The organism is Mongoliitalea sp. (assembly GCF_054166905.1).
The window spans coordinates 102,255-117,117 of sequence record NZ_JBSZCK010000014.1; the positions used below are offsets into that span (position 1 = coordinate 102,255).

Genomic DNA, 14,863 nt, shown 5'->3' on the forward strand with positions numbered 1-14,863 from the left:
TGAAGGAAGGATGACAAAATTACTTTTTAAAACCTAAAACCTTGAAATTAAAAGTATTTCACAAATTACGTATTTGAAGATACTTTGTTTCAAATTGAAAATTAATTTGAAATTATTTTTTGTTTACGAAACCTTGATAAAAGATTCTTCCGTATGAACACTCAAACCAATATTATATTTCCCATGAAAAACCAACTGATAATAGCTAGTCTTTTAGGAATTTTTTTCCTGAGTTCGTGCGCCGTCATCCGTCAAGGAGAGGTAGGAGTCAAAAGTAGATTTGGAAAACTTTCCGATACTTCACTCGACGCAGGCTTAGTGGGATTCAACCCTTTTACCACCAGAGTGATTAAAGTTCCTATTCGTACTGTCAATCAAGAAATCCGCTTGCCACTTCCAAGTAAAGAAGGCTTGACCATTGAGTCAGAGATTTCGATTCTTTATAGCATTGAAAAAAATAAGGTGCCATTTATCCTGGAAGATATCGGAGAGAATTATGAGCGTGTGTTGATCTTAAATGTATTCCGTTCAGCGGCAGCAGATATTACCGCTCAATACATGGCTAAAGATATGCACTCAGGCATGCGTTCAGAAATTGAAAAGGAAATTCAGGAAAGAATGCATGAATCCTTAAGACAAAGGGGCTTCGTAGTCGAGCGAGTATTGATGAAAAGTATCAATCTACCAACAGAGTTAAGCCGAGCAATTGAACGTAAACTGAAAGCAGAACAAGAAGCGCAACAGATGGAATATATCTTAGAGCGGGAGCGTAAAGAAGCCGAGAGACGTAAAATTGAAGCGGAAGGTACCCGGGAAGCTCAAAAAATCTTAGCTGAAGGACTAGTAAGAGAAATCATCGAATTAAGAAGTATCGAAGCTTTCCGTGAGCTCGCCAACTCTCCAAACACCAAGATTATCATTACGGATGGTAAAACACCTTATCTGATTAATTCTCAGAAATAAAAAAACAAATCAACTGAATCATAGCGGCGTTAACGATAGGTTCTATTAAAGAACCCTAAAGGCCCTGCATCCTCGACAGGGCTTTTTTTTGTTTCATTTTACCGATCAACTCTTTCACCAATTTGAATGCAAGCATCGCAGTCATGTCGTGATGATCTCGAATTGGATTATACTCAACCAGGTCTGCGCCAATAATTGGTAATTGGATAGCATGAATAATATCGAGTAGCTGACGTGAACTCATTCCCCCTGGCTCATAATGCGATATTCCAGGAGCAAACGCAGGATCCAATACATCAATATCCAATGAAATATACAGCGGTCCTTCTAATGTCTTGATAAAATCCATACTGAAATCTTTCATTTCCATGATCTTGACCCTGTATTTAGCAGCCTGTTCCCGCTGATGTTGCGTCAGTGTTCGGATTCCCACCTGAGTCAGGGATTTTAGCAAGCCTTTTTCTAGTAAGCGTGCAAAAGGAGAGGCATGGGAATAGGGATTGTCTTCAAAATTCTCATACAAATCCCCATGAGCATCGAGCTGAAGCACATTCAAAGGCCCATATTTCAAAGCATGGGCTTCAATGACTGGGTAAGCGATGGAATGATCCCCTCCCAAACTCAGGAGTTTGCTTCCATCGGCGATGGCTTCACTGACAGCTGCTTTGATGTGTTCGTAAGCCTTTTGGGGATCCTGACTGGCAAATGATAAATCTCCTAAATCCTGATAATCCCTACCTGCTAGGATTTCGACTCCTTCCTCGGTGTAGTTATTGGCGGATCCTTCACTTGCCATCAGGCGTATTCTGGGAGGAGCTAAATACGATCCACGGAGGAAAGAACTATTAGCGTCAAAGGGTATTCCGAGTAGTTTGATCATGGGTGGTTTTTGATTGAATTTAATATTTAATAGTTAATTTCTACTCTAAATACATCTGAAAGAGCCATCCTAGTAGTTTGAGGGAGGAGTTAGCTAGCCTGATTTATTAGGCCTTGTGGAACTTTGATTTTAAATCCATTCTTTCATGAAGAATTCTAACAATTAGAACGTGATTTTTTTCAATTACTTTGTAAAAAACGATATGTTTCCCCGATTTAAACCCAAATATATCATCCTTAATCTCTGGATATCTTTGCCCGATTGAAGGTTGCATACCTATCATCTCACATACTTCTAAGAGTGTTTGATAATAAGTTTCCGCCTGTCTTTCAGACCAGTTGAAAACCGTATATTCCCAAATACTAGCAATATCCTGAAGGGCCTTTCTTGTTAAAGAGAAATTAGGGTTCAGCATTATAATTTGCCTTTAATTGCTCTAAAAATAGTTGAGGATCAAAATCTTCTACTATTCCACTGTCTAATCCTTCTTGAATAGCTAACTGTAAAGCCTTTACCTTTGCCTCTTCTTCCTCTAGCAGCCTTAATCCAGCCCTTACCATCTCGCTAGCATTGTTGTATCTACCATCATCAATACCTTTTTGAATAAAGCTTTCAAAGTGTTCTCCCAACGAAATAGATGTGTTTTTTGCCATAGCTAAACTTTTTCACTAAAATACCAATTTTTGGTAAAATCACCAAAATGCAAGAATCTGTATTCTCGTTTGAAAAAATGAACTAATCAACCCAACCACCTAACTTAAAGAAAAAACTTCAATGCAATACTCGGCGTCAGCAATTGAAAGGCTGCATTCCGGGTATTCAGGGTTACGGCTCCTTGGGCATCATAGCTCGCATCACGGCTTGTTAAGAAATTCATTACGCCCGTTTGCATGTAATTCACCCTCAGTTCAAGGAATGTATCCCCTCCCTTTTCTAAGGGTATCATCAAACCACCTCCCAATTGATACACATGAGCCCAATCATACACTTCTGTCCCTGCTACAAAAGGTTCTGTGAGTCTATTTTCCCTGACTTTGGAACGAGTATAGGTATGAATAGCCCCCAGTTGACCTTCTACAAAGGGACGAACACCAATTCCAATATCCGGCATGACACGAACTACTCCTGACAGATGAATGGCATTATTATTTCTTCTAATTCTGAATCGCTGATCAGTCCCGTTGATCACTTCTCTACTTCTATGAACAGCTGTTCCATATAGCATATAGCCAAACTCACCCCCCACATAAATGGGCGTATTTGAAAGCTGATGTAAAAATCCAAGATTGAGGGAAGGGAACCATTGACTGCCCACTTCTGATCGGAAATCAGCGGTAGGAAGTCCCGCATTGAATCGTAGTCCTCCAAGCATTTCCTGAGCCTGGGCTGAAAAAGAAAGACTAAGAAAAACTAGTAAGAAAGAAAGTATTGCTTTCATAAGCGCTTATTTTCAGAAGAAGGTATTGACTTTCTGAACGAAAAAGTAAGAAAGTGGTTACGGTTTTGGGATAGTTCTCGCAGAGGCGCTAAGAAAAAGTTGGGATAATGAATTCAGAACTTATAAATTGAACTAGTGCCAATCGATTACCTATGTGAGCTTGAGAAAAAGCCAACGCACCTATAATAAAAAAAAATTCAAAATTAAGAGAAGCTAGCGAACAACTGCGCCTTTGCGCCTTCGCGAGAAACCGTTATTAAACTTAGGTTTTCTATTAAATTTAGGTCTTAGGGTTATTTGACCTCTTTATTTTTGAGGGATTTTGTCTCGTATCAAAAACATCGGATATTTTGACACAATTATTCTCCTCATCTACAGAATAAATGATTTTATAATTAGTACATATCAGGTAACGATACTCAATGTGCCTACCTTTTAAAAACTCTTCTATTGGACCAACTAAAGGATTTCTCTTTAAAATTTCAGGAGCTTCAATGAGCTCTAAAACAATTTTCAAAGCCAATTGATGACTTACCTTTTTCGAGTAATAATCAAAAATTTCATCCAATTGTTTCTCTGCAAAAAGTGACCATATAATAGTCATATTTTTGTATTCTGATATTTTAAGAGTAATTCCTCGGAGGATTTAAATCTACCTTTTTCAAAGTCCTCCTCTGACCTTTCAATCCTTTTGTATAATTCTTCTTTATCAAAAGGGTTTAAGTTGCTTTTTCCAGACTCCAGTTTCTCCAAACTTAATAAACTCTCAAGTTTTGAAATTGAATCTTCATCTTCAAGTTGCAAAAACTCTTGAATAAACTTTATTTTCCTCGCTTCAATATTCATAACTTCCTTTTTTACAAAGTTAAAAAATCTCATGTAATCTTCCCACCCATTTTAGTAGTAGCTTTTCCTTTTAACCTTTCCGTCTATGCGAGAACCCAGTCTGAGTAACTTTACACCCGCTCCTTCTCCACTAGCATCCCAGTAATCTCGTTCATAGCCTTGACCTTGTACTCAAAATCACCTTTCAGGGTAGCGCGGTAGGCATTTAGGTTTTCTAGCAAAACATCGATTTCTTCCGGCAAAATCTCCTCAAAGAGTTCACGCAATCGCTTGGCTGTAGTCGGGGACTTGCCATTGGTACTGATGGCAATCTTCAAATTCCCCTTGGTCACTATCCCGCCCAAATAAAAATCACACAAAGCCGGCGTATCGGCCACATTGACCAAAATAAAACGTTCCTTGGCCTCATCATGTATCTGCTTATTGATTTCTGGGAAATTGGTAGCAGCGATGACAATATGTTTGCCCCCTAAGTACTTTTCGTGGTAAGCTTCCTTAATCAAGGTCACATGAGGAGCTGCTCTAGCAATCTCCAAGAATTCATAATTGAATTCTTTGGACACTACTGTCACATGTGCTTCAGGACTACTTTTGAGGAGAAAGGAGAGTTTCTCCGTACCCACAAAACCACCTCCGACAAGGAGGACGTTGAGTTGGTGAACTTTGAGGAAGATGGGGTATAAATGGTTCATGTTTTTAGATGGTTAGAGGCGAGAAATTAGATTAGAGACAAGAAACAAGAATCAAGATGCAAGACTTAGATTTTCCGAGGAAATACTATCCTTCAATAATTGAAATAAGGTAGAAATAAGGTTGATATAAAATTGAAATAATTTTTGTTGGACAAATCCTCCCTAGTATCGGGAATAATTTTTGATTCAAGATTATTTCACAAAGTATGTTTCCACCTTATTTCACGTAGTTTATTTCAACTTTATTTCCACCTGTTCATAAACCTCCTTCAATCGATAACTCTCCTTTACCACCTCTCCTACCACAATAATCGCAGGTGCGGCAATGCCGGCTTGGGCAGCTTTGAAAGTGATGTCTTGGATGGTACTGGCAACAAACTGCTCTTCTTTGGTAGTGCCATTTTGAATGATGGCCACAGGAATATCTGCTTTACCAGCTGATGTATAAGCCTTCACAATTTCAGGCAGCTTTTTGGTGCCCATCAAAATCACTACTGTAGCCGTAGATTGAGCAGCAATAGCAATATCACGGGAGAGTTCTCCGTAACTTGTGGTCGCTGTGATAACCCAGAAACTCTCGGAAACCCCTCGCTTGGTTACGGGAATGCCGATGGAAGCAGGAACTGCCACCGCAGAGGTAATCCCTGGCACGACCTCCGTAGGAATACCAAACGCTTCGATGTAGTCGATTTCCTCCGAACCACGACCAAATACAAAGGGGTCTCCTCCTTTTAGTCTGACCAAATGTCCGTGTTTGAGGGCATATTCCACACAGAGCCGATTGGTCTCCTCTTGAGGACAGGAATGTTTACCTACCCTTTTACCTACAAAGATTTTGATCGCTTTATCGGGAGCGTGTTTGAGCAAGGACTTATCGATTAATGCATCGTACAAGACCACATCAGCTTTATTGATCGCCAAAATGGCTTTCAAGGTGATTAATTCGGGATCACCTGGACCGGCTCCTACGAGTGTAACTTTTGGTTTGATGAGCTGATTCATGCAAGTACCTCCTTTTCTCTGTATGAACTAATAGCCTCGAATACTTTTCCTGCATCCTCAAAATAGGATTGGGCAAAAGCTTCGGATGGTTCGTGTTGATTGATTTGATAAATGATCTCTTTGAGCGTTCCTTCGATGATTATCTTTCCTGTATCCACGAAGGTCTCATCAAACAAATTCACAATATTCGCGTAGGAATTGGTGCTCTTGTTTTCGGATAATAAAATAGCTTTGGCTGCATTGACCAAGGCTGCATAGGTATGGTAAATGCTATCAGACCATCGTTTTTCCACAAAAGCTTCTTTGGATAAATCCAACTTCTCACGGGCTTCCAATAGCAAGGTAGCTACCAAGTCAATCACCACTCCTGCACATTCTCCTACACCCACTGCCACTTTGTAAGCATCTTCATTTCCCCAGTCAACTTGATCTTCTTCAGTAAGTGTTTCTGTATAAGTCAAAACTTTCAGAATATCATAAAAATACATTTGTCCATTCCGATCGTAGTAATGGAGGAAATCTTCTCCTGACTCTTGATTTTGAGCAAAGTCATCCAATAAAATTCTCAGTGCCTGAGGACCTCGTTTACTTGGAATTTTAATCACCTTGTCCGCAAAACGTCCATTACCATCTCCCAAAGTTCCTCCTCCTAGCAACACTTGCAAGGCAGGAAACACAGTCTTACCTGCTTTCAAGGACATACCCTGAAATCCAATATGGGCCATATTATGCTGCCCACAGGCATTCATACAACCAGATATTTTGATGGTCAACTCTTTGTTTTGGAGATATTGTGGGTATTCTTGGGCTATTACTTTTTCTAATTCCCTAGCAATCCCCGTACTACTCGCAATTCCCAAGTTACAGGTATCCGTGCCTGGGCATGCCGTAATATCACCTAAGGAATTATAGCCATAATCCGCCAACCCAATTTTCTTCAACTCTTGATAGAAATAAGGTATTAGCTCCTCCTTCACATCGCGGATCAAGAAGTTTTGTCTGAGCGTAAATCGGATTTCATCATTAGCAAACTGCTGAGCCAAGGCTGCGATGGCTCTAGCTTGAGCAGTAGTAAAATCCCCCAATAAAACTTTCACACCAATAGCTACATATCCTTTCTGTTTCTGTGGAATAACATTAGTCACTTTCCATTGCTCGTAGGCTAGGTCAAGTGGTTCTGAAATCTCTACCAATTCGGGATTTGGAAGACTTTTACTTGACTCATAGCTTTCAACTTCAATTGGATAGGTTTTATAAGGCAAAGCTTTTTTCTCTTCCTCTACCAACTGCAAGAATGACTCAATCCCCATGTCATTAATCAAAAACTTCATACGTGCCTTCAAGCGTCTTGCCCGCTCTCCATGTCGGTCAAATACTCGCAAAACACCCTCAATGAATGGAATTAACTCTTCGATTTTCAAGAATTCAGTAATCACATTTGCATGCCTAGGCTGAGAACCCAATCCCCCTCCTAGCAATACTTTGAAACCCCTGACTTCTTGTCCGTTCTCTACTTTCACTTTTGGAATAAATCCTAAATCATGCAAGTAGGAAAGCGCGGTATCTTCATCGGAAGAGGAAAATGCCATTTTAAATTTCCTGCCCATCTCTTGGCAAACAGGATTGCGAAGGAAATAACGAAAGACCTCATCCGCATAGGGAGTGACGTCAAAAGGTTCGTTAGGATCGATTCCGGCAGTTTCTGAGGCTGTCACATTTCGCACCGTATTCCCACAAGCCTCACGCAAAGTCACATCATCTTTTTCCAGTTCTGCCCAGAGTTGCGGGGTTTCGTCCAAACTCACATAGTGAATCTGAATGTCCTGACGTGTTGTAATGTGGAGTTTTCCAGTCGAATATTTATCCGAAACATCACAGATACGGATGAGCTGATTACCGGTAACACGTCCATAAGGCAATTTGATACGGATCATCTGAACGCCCGGCTGTCGCTGTCCATAGACCCCACGCGCCAATCGAAGGCTGCGGAATTTCTCCTCATCTATTTTCCCCTCCCGAAACAGCCGGATTTTCCGCTCCAATTCGATGATGTCCTTTTCGACAAGGGGATTCTCAATCTCGGTTCTAAAGCTTTCCATTGTTAGTTTATTCTATAGGTTAAGTAGAGTAATATGTTGTACGAAGTACAAGGTACCAAGTACCAAGTATGGATTTCTTGTGAGTTTACAATTTGGTTTTATTAGAGAGCTTACAATAATTTTAGAAACCTAATGGTTTCTAAAAAAGTCGAAAATTCAAATTGTAATACAAAATTACTTATCGAACCGTCTTGGTACTTCGTACCGTACTTTTGAAATGCACTTCTCTCTTGATTCTTGTTTCTTGCTTCTTGCTTCTTGTTTCTTGCTTCTTGTTTCTTAAGTCTAATCTCTCGCTTCTAGTTTCTCGCCTCTATAAAACCTACACTCACCGTATCATGCGTTCCTTCATCGATCAGGATAAAGCTTCCATTAGACCGGTTAACTTGGTAGGAATCGAAATGAATGGGCTTACTGAGTTTGAAACTCACTTTGCCTATATCATTTAACTTCAAGGTTTCAGTAGCTTCTTCCCCGCTGAAGTCGGTTTGGATTTTGGATTGGATAGCTTCTACTTTGGCCAAAACACGGTTGACGCCGTGCTGCAAGGTATATTTTTCTCCGATTCTCAAGGGCTTATGATTCACTTGACAGATGGTAGCAGTAATGCTTTTCTCAGAGGTTGGTAATTCCGAAGATTTGACAATCATGTCTCCCCTGCTGATGTTTACCTCATCTTCCAAGGTGATGGTAACTGAAGCACCCGGAACGGCCACTTCTAACTCCTGATCAAAGAATTGTATGGATTTGATTTTGGATTCGGTGAAAGATGGCAAAATGGTTACCTCATCGCCTACCTGAAGGATTCCTCCATACAACTTTCCTGAAAAACCTCTGAAATCATGGAAAGCATCTGTTTTGGGACGGATGACATACTGAACTGGAAATCTTGCGAATGCTTGCTCCTGCAAATCTTCTGGCTCCAACACTTCCAAATGATCCAAGAGAGTATTTCCAACATACCAAGGCATTTCTTCAGATTTCTTGGCAATATTTTCACCTTTCAAGGCTGAAATGGGAATAAAGGTAATCTGCTCTGTTTGGAAGTTGCTTTTCTCCACCAAGGCATCAAAATCTGCTTTGATTTTTAAATACACATCTTCCTCATAGCCTACCAAATCCATTTTATTGATAGCAACCACTACATGACTAAGGCGGAGCAAATTACTGATGAAAAAATGTCGGTAGGTTTGCTCGATCACCCCTTTTCTGGCATCGATTAGGATGATGGCAACTTGCGAAGTGGATGCACCTGTTACCATGTTGCGGGTGTACTCCACGTGCCCGGGTGTATCGGCTACGATAAAGTTGGTCTTATCGGTATTGAAGTAAATGTGGGCCACATCGATGGTAATCCCTTGTTCACGCTCAGCCACCAAACCATCCGTAGCCAAGGAAAAATCAAGGTAATCAAAACCCCGCTGCCGACTGGTCTTCTCGATGGCCTCCAGTTTATCCGTGGTCAAAGAACCCGTATCATACAATAATCTACCGATCAGGGTACTTTTCCCATCATCCACCGAACCGGCAGTAGCTATTTTTATCAATTTTCTATTTTCCATTTTTTTAGACGTTAGACGTTAGACATTAGACGCTAGACTTTGTGGGTATCAGAAATGCGATAGAGGTTTAATTGAAATAAAGTGGAAATAAGTAGAAATAAGGTTGAAATAAGAGGTTTGGCTAAATTCAATGGATTCGTTAGCATAGAAGGAAAGGATTGATTTTTTACACGAATTTCTACTTGGTACATGGTTCATGGTACTTGGTACACTTTCTGCGCTTCTAGAAATACCCCACCTTCTTCCGTTTTTCCATCGCTGCTTCCGATCGTTTGTCGTCGATTCTGGCACCTCTTTCGGAGATGGTGGATTGACGAATTTCATCTACGACAGTTTCTAGTGTATCCGCTTCAGACAACACCGCTGCTGTACAAGTCATGTCACCGACTGTACGGAAGCGCACCATTTTCTCAACAACTTCTTCATGAGCTTCTCTGTACACATGCTCATTGGCAGTCCAAATCAGTCCATCCCTGAAGAAAACTTCCCGCTTATGTGCAAAGTAGATGGAAGGGATGTTAATATTTTCAGTTTTGATGTATTCCCATACATCCAATTCTGTCCAATTAGAGATCGGGAAAACACGAACATTTTGCCCTTGCTCAATACGTCCGTTGAGCATATCAAAGAACTCAGGACGCTGGTTTTTCTCATCCCACTGACCGAAATCGTCTCTTACGGAGAATACACGTTCTTTTGCTCTCGCTTTTTCCTCATCCCGCCTCGCTCCTCCAATACAAGCATCAAATTTGAATTCCTCAATCGCATCCAAAAGTGTGGTCGTTTGCAAGGTATTTCGGCTGGCATAGCGGCCTTTTTCCTCCCGAACTTTCCCTTGATCTATGGAATCCTGTACATTTCTCACGATGAGTTCCAGACCCAATTCCTTAACCAATTCATCTCTGAATTGAATGGTCTCAGGGAAATTGTGCCCTGTGTCGATGTGCAATAATGGGAAAGGAATCTTAGCTGGATAAAAAGCCTTTTGCGCCAATCGCACCAAAGTAATGGAATCCTTCCCTCCCGAGAATAAAAGTACTGGACGCTCAAATTGCGCCGCCACTTCCCGCAGGATGTAGATGGATTCGGATTCTTTAGGATTGAAGTATATGGAGGACATGGTATTTTTGATTTTAGATTTTAGAATTTAGAATTTAGATTTGGTTAAAAGAGATAAGAGTCAATAGACAAGACTCAAATGCTCGTTGAAACACAATTATTCTAGTATTGGCACTAGGTTTTAAATGTTGTTTTTGTCTATGGCATTTAAAACCATGACAAATATTTTCAGGTCAAATTTTATGATTCTACACGAATCCCATCTTGGTACTTTATACTTGGTACTTGGTACAATTAAATTATGTCTAGCTTCTCGCTTCTAAACTCTCGCTTCTACTCCCATGCAAGCCACATTCCTTCTTCGACTCTTCCCACCACCATCTGCCTGCTCTTGGATCTTCTCCGGGTAGGATGGCTCGGGTACAGGGAGCGCAACCGATGCTGATGAACTGTTGATCGTGTAAGGGGTTGTAAGGAATTTTATGTGCATGGATGTATTCCAAGAGTTGCTCGTAGGTCCAATCCAGCAAAGGATTATACTTGATGATTTGGTTGGCTTCATCCCATTCCAAGCGCTTCATGCTGGCGCGATTGGGGCTTTGCTCAGCTCTCAGGCCTGTTATCCAAACTTGATTACCCGCCAATGCTCGCTGCAAAGGGACTACCTTCCTAACGAAGCAACATCTTTTTCGCTGCTCCACCCCTTCGTAGAATCCATTGATACCCTGTTGGAGCACTAATTCCTCCACCTGTTGAGTTTCGGGATAATACACCTTGATAGGAAGTTCGTATTTAGCTTGGGTGCGCGCTAACAAGTCCAAAGTTTCGGGAAAGAGACGTCCTGTATCTAAAGAGAAGATGCTAACTGGCAATTTCAAGGATGCTATCAAATGCGTAATTACTTGATCTTCCTGCCCTAGGGAGGTGGAAAAAGTGATTTTCCCTTGAAAATGATTCGCTATTACCTGCAACTCCTCCTCCAAGGAAAGATTAGCGATACTAGCTTCCAACTCATGCAAACTCTTTGGTAGGCTCATCTTTGTTTTGTTTAGTTGCTGCTTCCCATGCGCGCTCATGTAAATAATACAAAGCGATTTTAGTAATGACTTCAATAGAACCTATAGATATCGCCATCATCAATTCCCCAGTCACGAAATAAGAGATAACCATGGTATCCAAGGTGCCGACTATCCTCCAGGATATGGACTTTAGGAAGCTCTTGATGTTGCTGTCCTGTCCCTTTTTATTGATAAACCATCGCTTGATGGGCTGATCTAGTATCATAGGTTCGAATACAAGTATTTTACAAAAGTATATAAAACCTATTTATTTTATAGGGTAATTAGGTAAAAAATTTTATTCTTTGTCCAAAATATCCGCTAAACTCTTGTTTTCCAGCACATTTAACATTTCGTCCCGAACTTGAATCATCACTTTATTCAAGCCGCAGGCTGTTTCATCCTTGCATTCCGCGCAGGGCTCATAGTAGTTTAAACTTACACAGGGAAGCAAAGCAATCGGCCCATCCAATAAGCGAATTACCTTTGAAAGGGCTACATCCTTGGGGTCTTTGATTAAGTAATAGCCTCCACCTTTTCCTTTTTTGCTACCTAAGATGCCCGCTTTTTTGAGTTCCAAGAGGATATTTTCCAAAAACTTATGGGAAATCCCGTATTCCGCAGCGATATCTTGAATCAACACTGTCTTTTGGTCTCTGTTTTTGCCCAAATAGGTAAGGGCATGGAAAGCATATTTGGTTTTTTTGGATAGCATGGTCAAAAATACAAGAATTTTTGAAAAGGTGTCTATTTCTGTATGCGGTAATACATTTGAGCGCTTCCTGGAATACCGCTAAAACTCAATCCTTGTATTTCTACCAATATCTCACTTTCAAGGTCATGATTAAAAAAATTTATTGAGGCTTTTCCATTAACATCAGTTTCTATCATAGGCTCCCAAAATAATGTAACCCTGCGATCTGGTTTGGGAGAGCGTAATTGCTGCCCGTCATAGCTAGGAGAATAAAACTCTTTATGGACCTGATAGCCTTTGAATCCTTGGGGCAGATTTTTTTTAACATCGATTTTCTCAACAGCATTAGATATTTTCCCTCTTTTAGTATAAAACCCAATGGCACCATTTGAGCCTCTAGACCCAAAAATAGCAGTATCACCTCCTTTCCATACAGTTACCTCTTCGATTTCTTCAACTGGAAGCGTTAACAAAACTTCTAAAGAAACTGGAATATCGTCCACCATAATCAAAGGTTGTGAAGAACTGTTCAAAGAATTTATCCCTTGTATAGCAACAGATTTATTCTGACCAGAACCAGATACCTGAACTCCTGGCACCCTTCCTCTTAGGAGATCAAGTGGATGAAAGAGATTTTCTAAAGCTGGATTCCCAGAAACCTGTATTTTGGTTGTACCTCCCACATAAATTCTTGGCTTACCCTCTAAATTGGAATTTTTTTTAGCTAGAACCTCTACTTCATCCAAAAACACTTCATTATCAATGGATGGGAAAGCTTGCTCTATAGACTTACGGATTTTTGCTTCCTCCCAAAATAATCCTAGATTTTTTTGAAAATTGTTAATTGTATTTCTTTTACTAAAAGACAGGCCCTCTTTGTCTTCATCAATTAAAAGCTCCAAAGATTTTCGATTTTTAGCAGCTTTAACTTCTAGTAAGACTTCACTCCCATCATAAAAATATAAATCATTCATCTCAAATCTACCGTCTTGATCAGATTTGACACTAAGAGAAGAAATAATTGGATTTACAGATAAAAAGGAAACATCTGCGTTGGAAACAGGCTGTTTGGAGACTTGATTAATAACAGTACCCCTTATGCTAATTCCACGTTCTACACCAAATGTCGATTCTGGTAAAATCCCCTTCGATGCTTCTTGAATACTATATTTGCGCCATCCCTGTGTTAAAAGTAAATAATCCAATGCCTCCCATCTATCCTCATTTTTTTCATCAAAGTAATATTCAGGAGACTCTACAAAGCCTTTCAGTTCTGACGTCATCAACAAATGTGTTCTGATAGAAGTAACGTTTTGGGATTCTGGCAATAGAGTTGAATCAACTACTCGAAGAGAAAAATTACCCTGCACTGGTTCCCCATTTTTATCAAGAACTTCAATTTCCAAAGAAGTCTCTTCTCTTGGTAGGTAAACTTGCTTTGGCGACTGTATATTTATACGAAGCTGATCTCCTTGATCAACAAAGACTAATCGTTCTGTAAGTGGGACTCCTTCCTTATCAAGAACTGTTAACTGAACAATTCCTGAAAGAAACTCTTGTTTGGGCAAACGGATAAATGCTATTCCATTGCTGAGGTCTACCTTAGCAGATGCATTTACTACCCCCCGACTTTGGGCTAAGAGGTAAACTTCTTCCAATTTGGACTCAACTGATGCTAGTAACTTCACTTGCAAAAAATCAGCTTCTGGGTTATTATTGACCGCCATAACTATACCTGTTGGTAAGGCAACTGGCAATACATAAATGTAGGGATGGTTATGTATTTTGGCGGTATAAATTTTACCTTGCTGTGGAACTAAAGGAAAAATTCCTGTTCCTAAATGATTACTCCTAAATTGGGTGATTTCTGTATCATCCTCTAATATTACCCCTTCAATCTTCCGTCCAAGACCATCTGAACCAACAACTTTGAAAGCGACTTTGCTAAACAAATTCTGCACGAGTGTTCCACCTTCGGGAAAAAACTGTAACGTTAGGCTATCAATAGAAGAAACTGTGTCCTGATTTATTGACTTTTCGCCATAAACCTGAATAATCCGCTCATAAAAATATGCTTCATCATTATTTCTCATCCATTGTGTGTACGCTCTGATACGGTACTCCCCTGTATTCAACGAATCAGGAAGCTCCAAATAACCGGTGCTAAATCCATGAAAACCGTAAATTAACTCACGCTTAACAACGTGATTATTACTATCCCATAACTCTATATAGAGTGTTTGACTAAGGGAAGATGGCAACAGATACGGACCTGATGTAAGGTAAGCCTTTAACCAAATAGTTTCACCGGCAGCAAATATATCTCTATCAAAATGTAGAAAAACCTTCTCTTCGGGCATTTCCTGAATCCACCGTTCAAAAGAAGTTCGAATTTTTTCGATAGGATCGATGTAAAAAATAATAACTATAAAACCTTTAACAACAAATTGCAACAGCCGCATATTAACAAAATTTTTTTTAATATGTAATTTGTTAGGTACTACATTCAAAATCCATGTAAATCTTTATAACATTTATACAGGATGAACTTCCTGTAGCCCAATATAATT

The 14,863-nt window shown here is 40.0% G+C and carries 16 protein-coding genes; 1 reads left to right on the forward strand and 15 read right to left on the reverse strand.

Annotation, left to right across the window (positions count from 1 at the left end; genetic code table 11):
- Nucleotides 1-183: 183 nt before the first annotated feature.
- Complete coding sequence (locus tag ACXIUD_RS04390) at nt 184-963, forward strand: prohibitin family protein (RefSeq protein ID WP_458051401.1); 780 nt, start codon at nt 184-186, stop codon at nt 961-963.
- A gap of 55 nt (nt 964-1,018) precedes the next feature.
- On the opposite strand, the gene speB is transcribed toward ACXIUD_RS04390, so the two are convergent.
- The 15 genes from speB to ACXIUD_RS04465 form a co-directional block, all read right to left on the reverse strand.
- Nucleotides 1,019-1,843, reverse strand: a complete 825-nt coding sequence (gene speB, locus ACXIUD_RS04395; RefSeq protein WP_458051402.1) for an agmatinase — start codon at nt 1,841-1,843, stop codon at nt 1,019-1,021.
- Nucleotides 1,844-1,949: 106 nt separating this feature from the next.
- On the reverse strand, nt 1,950-2,258 hold the full coding sequence (locus ACXIUD_RS04400; protein WP_458051403.1) for a type II toxin-antitoxin system RelE/ParE family toxin: 309 nt from the start codon (nt 2,256-2,258) through the stop codon (nt 1,950-1,952).
- The gene (locus tag ACXIUD_RS04405; RefSeq protein WP_458051404.1) at nt 2,245-2,496 is read right to left on the reverse strand and encodes a type II toxin-antitoxin system ParD family antitoxin; all 252 of its coding nucleotides are present in this window, start codon (nt 2,494-2,496) and stop codon (nt 2,245-2,247) included. Before ACXIUD_RS04405 ends, ACXIUD_RS04400 begins: the two co-directional genes overlap by 14 nt.
- 104 nt (nt 2,497-2,600) lie before the next feature.
- Nucleotides 2,601-3,281 (reverse strand): hypothetical protein, encoded by a 681-nt coding sequence (locus ACXIUD_RS04410; protein WP_458051405.1) that lies wholly within the window; start codon nt 3,279-3,281, stop codon nt 2,601-2,603.
- Between the two features lie 280 nt (nt 3,282-3,561).
- Nucleotides 3,562-3,885: a type II toxin-antitoxin system RelE/ParE family toxin gene (locus ACXIUD_RS04415; protein ID WP_458051406.1), complete on the reverse strand. Its 324-nt coding sequence runs from the start codon at nt 3,883-3,885 to the stop codon at nt 3,562-3,564.
- Nucleotides 3,882-4,127 carry a hypothetical protein gene (locus ACXIUD_RS04420; RefSeq protein ID WP_458051407.1) on the reverse strand — a complete coding sequence of 82 codons (246 nt, stop codon included), beginning with the start codon at nt 4,125-4,127 and terminating at the stop codon, nt 3,882-3,884. Before ACXIUD_RS04420 ends, ACXIUD_RS04415 begins: the two co-directional genes overlap by 4 nt.
- 110 nt (nt 4,128-4,237) lie before the next feature.
- Entirely contained in the window at nt 4,238-4,819 is a 582-nt protein-coding gene (locus tag ACXIUD_RS04425) for a precorrin-2 dehydrogenase/sirohydrochlorin ferrochelatase family protein (RefSeq protein WP_458051408.1), read from the reverse strand.
- Nucleotides 4,820-5,050: 231 nt separating this feature from the next.
- Nucleotides 5,051-5,821: a uroporphyrinogen-III C-methyltransferase gene (cobA, locus tag ACXIUD_RS04430; protein ID WP_458051409.1), complete on the reverse strand. Its 771-nt coding sequence runs from the start codon at nt 5,819-5,821 to the stop codon at nt 5,051-5,053.
- A complete protein-coding gene (locus tag ACXIUD_RS04435) occupies nt 5,818-7,920 on the reverse strand; it encodes a HEPN domain-containing protein (protein WP_458051410.1) in 2,103 nt (700 codons plus the stop codon). The genes cobA and ACXIUD_RS04435 overlap by 4 nt, the downstream gene beginning before the upstream one ends.
- A gap of 299 nt (nt 7,921-8,219) precedes the next feature.
- Entirely contained in the window at nt 8,220-9,482 is a 1,263-nt protein-coding gene (locus tag ACXIUD_RS04440) for a sulfate adenylyltransferase subunit 1 (RefSeq protein ID WP_458051411.1), read from the reverse strand.
- A gap of 223 nt (nt 9,483-9,705) precedes the next feature.
- The gene (gene cysD / locus ACXIUD_RS04445; RefSeq protein WP_458051412.1) at nt 9,706-10,602 is read right to left on the reverse strand and encodes a sulfate adenylyltransferase subunit CysD; all 897 of its coding nucleotides are present in this window, start codon (nt 10,600-10,602) and stop codon (nt 9,706-9,708) included.
- Nucleotides 10,603-10,846: 244 nt separating this feature from the next.
- Nucleotides 10,847-11,578 (reverse strand): phosphoadenylyl-sulfate reductase, encoded by a 732-nt coding sequence (locus ACXIUD_RS04450; protein WP_458051413.1) that lies wholly within the window; start codon nt 11,576-11,578, stop codon nt 10,847-10,849.
- Nucleotides 11,553-11,825: a DUF2061 domain-containing protein gene (locus ACXIUD_RS04455; RefSeq protein ID WP_458051414.1), complete on the reverse strand. Its 273-nt coding sequence runs from the start codon at nt 11,823-11,825 to the stop codon at nt 11,553-11,555. The genes ACXIUD_RS04450 and ACXIUD_RS04455 overlap by 26 nt, the downstream gene beginning before the upstream one ends.
- Before the next feature lie 72 nt (nt 11,826-11,897).
- Complete coding sequence (locus ACXIUD_RS04460; protein ID WP_458051415.1) at nt 11,898-12,314, reverse strand: RrF2 family transcriptional regulator; 417 nt, start codon at nt 12,312-12,314, stop codon at nt 11,898-11,900.
- Between the two features lie 32 nt (nt 12,315-12,346).
- Entirely contained in the window at nt 12,347-14,755 is a 2,409-nt protein-coding gene (locus ACXIUD_RS04465; protein WP_458051416.1) for a TonB-dependent receptor plug domain-containing protein, read from the reverse strand.
- Nucleotides 14,756-14,863: the final 108 nt, after the last annotated feature.

Bases quoted from the DNA above. Each gene is read 5' to 3' on its own strand.
- ACXIUD_RS04435 (WP_458051410.1), bottom strand. From the start codon at position 7,920: ATGGAAAGCTTTAGAACCGAGATTGAGAATCCCCTTGTCGAAAAGGAC.
- ACXIUD_RS04465 (WP_458051416.1), bottom strand. From the start codon at position 14,755: ATGCGGCTGTTGCAATTTGTTGTTAAAGGTTTTATAGTTATTATTTTT.
- ACXIUD_RS04455 (WP_458051414.1), bottom strand. From the start codon at position 11,825: ATGATACTAGATCAGCCCATCAAGCGATGGTTTATCAATAAAAAGGGA.
- cobA (WP_458051409.1), bottom strand. From the start codon at position 5,821: ATGAATCAGCTCATCAAACCAAAAGTTACACTCGTAGGAGCCGGTCCA.
- ACXIUD_RS04390 (WP_458051401.1), top strand. From the start codon at position 184: ATGAAAAACCAACTGATAATAGCTAGTCTTTTAGGAATTTTTTTCCTG.
- ACXIUD_RS04400 (WP_458051403.1), bottom strand. From the start codon at position 2,258: ATGCTGAACCCTAATTTCTCTTTAACAAGAAAGGCCCTTCAGGATATT.
- ACXIUD_RS04450 (WP_458051413.1), bottom strand. From the start codon at position 11,578: ATGAGCCTACCAAAGAGTTTGCATGAGTTGGAAGCTAGTATCGCTAAT.
- ACXIUD_RS04420 (WP_458051407.1), bottom strand. From the start codon at position 4,127: ATGAATATTGAAGCGAGGAAAATAAAGTTTATTCAAGAGTTTTTGCAA.
- speB (WP_458051402.1), bottom strand. From the start codon at position 1,843: ATGATCAAACTACTCGGAATACCCTTTGACGCTAATAGTTCTTTCCTC.
- cysD (WP_458051412.1), bottom strand. From the start codon at position 10,602: ATGTCCTCCATATACTTCAATCCTAAAGAATCCGAATCCATCTACATC.
- ACXIUD_RS04440 (WP_458051411.1), bottom strand. From the start codon at position 9,482: ATGGAAAATAGAAAATTGATAAAAATAGCTACTGCCGGTTCGGTGGAT.
- ACXIUD_RS04425 (WP_458051408.1), bottom strand. From the start codon at position 4,819: ATGAACCATTTATACCCCATCTTCCTCAAAGTTCACCAACTCAACGTC.
- ACXIUD_RS04415 (WP_458051406.1), bottom strand. From the start codon at position 3,885: ATGACTATTATATGGTCACTTTTTGCAGAGAAACAATTGGATGAAATT.
- ACXIUD_RS04405 (WP_458051404.1), bottom strand. From the start codon at position 2,496: ATGGCAAAAAACACATCTATTTCGTTGGGAGAACACTTTGAAAGCTTT.
- ACXIUD_RS04460 (WP_458051415.1), bottom strand. From the start codon at position 12,314: ATGCTATCCAAAAAAACCAAATATGCTTTCCATGCCCTTACCTATTTG.
- ACXIUD_RS04410 (WP_458051405.1), bottom strand. From the start codon at position 3,281: ATGAAAGCAATACTTTCTTTCTTACTAGTTTTTCTTAGTCTTTCTTTT.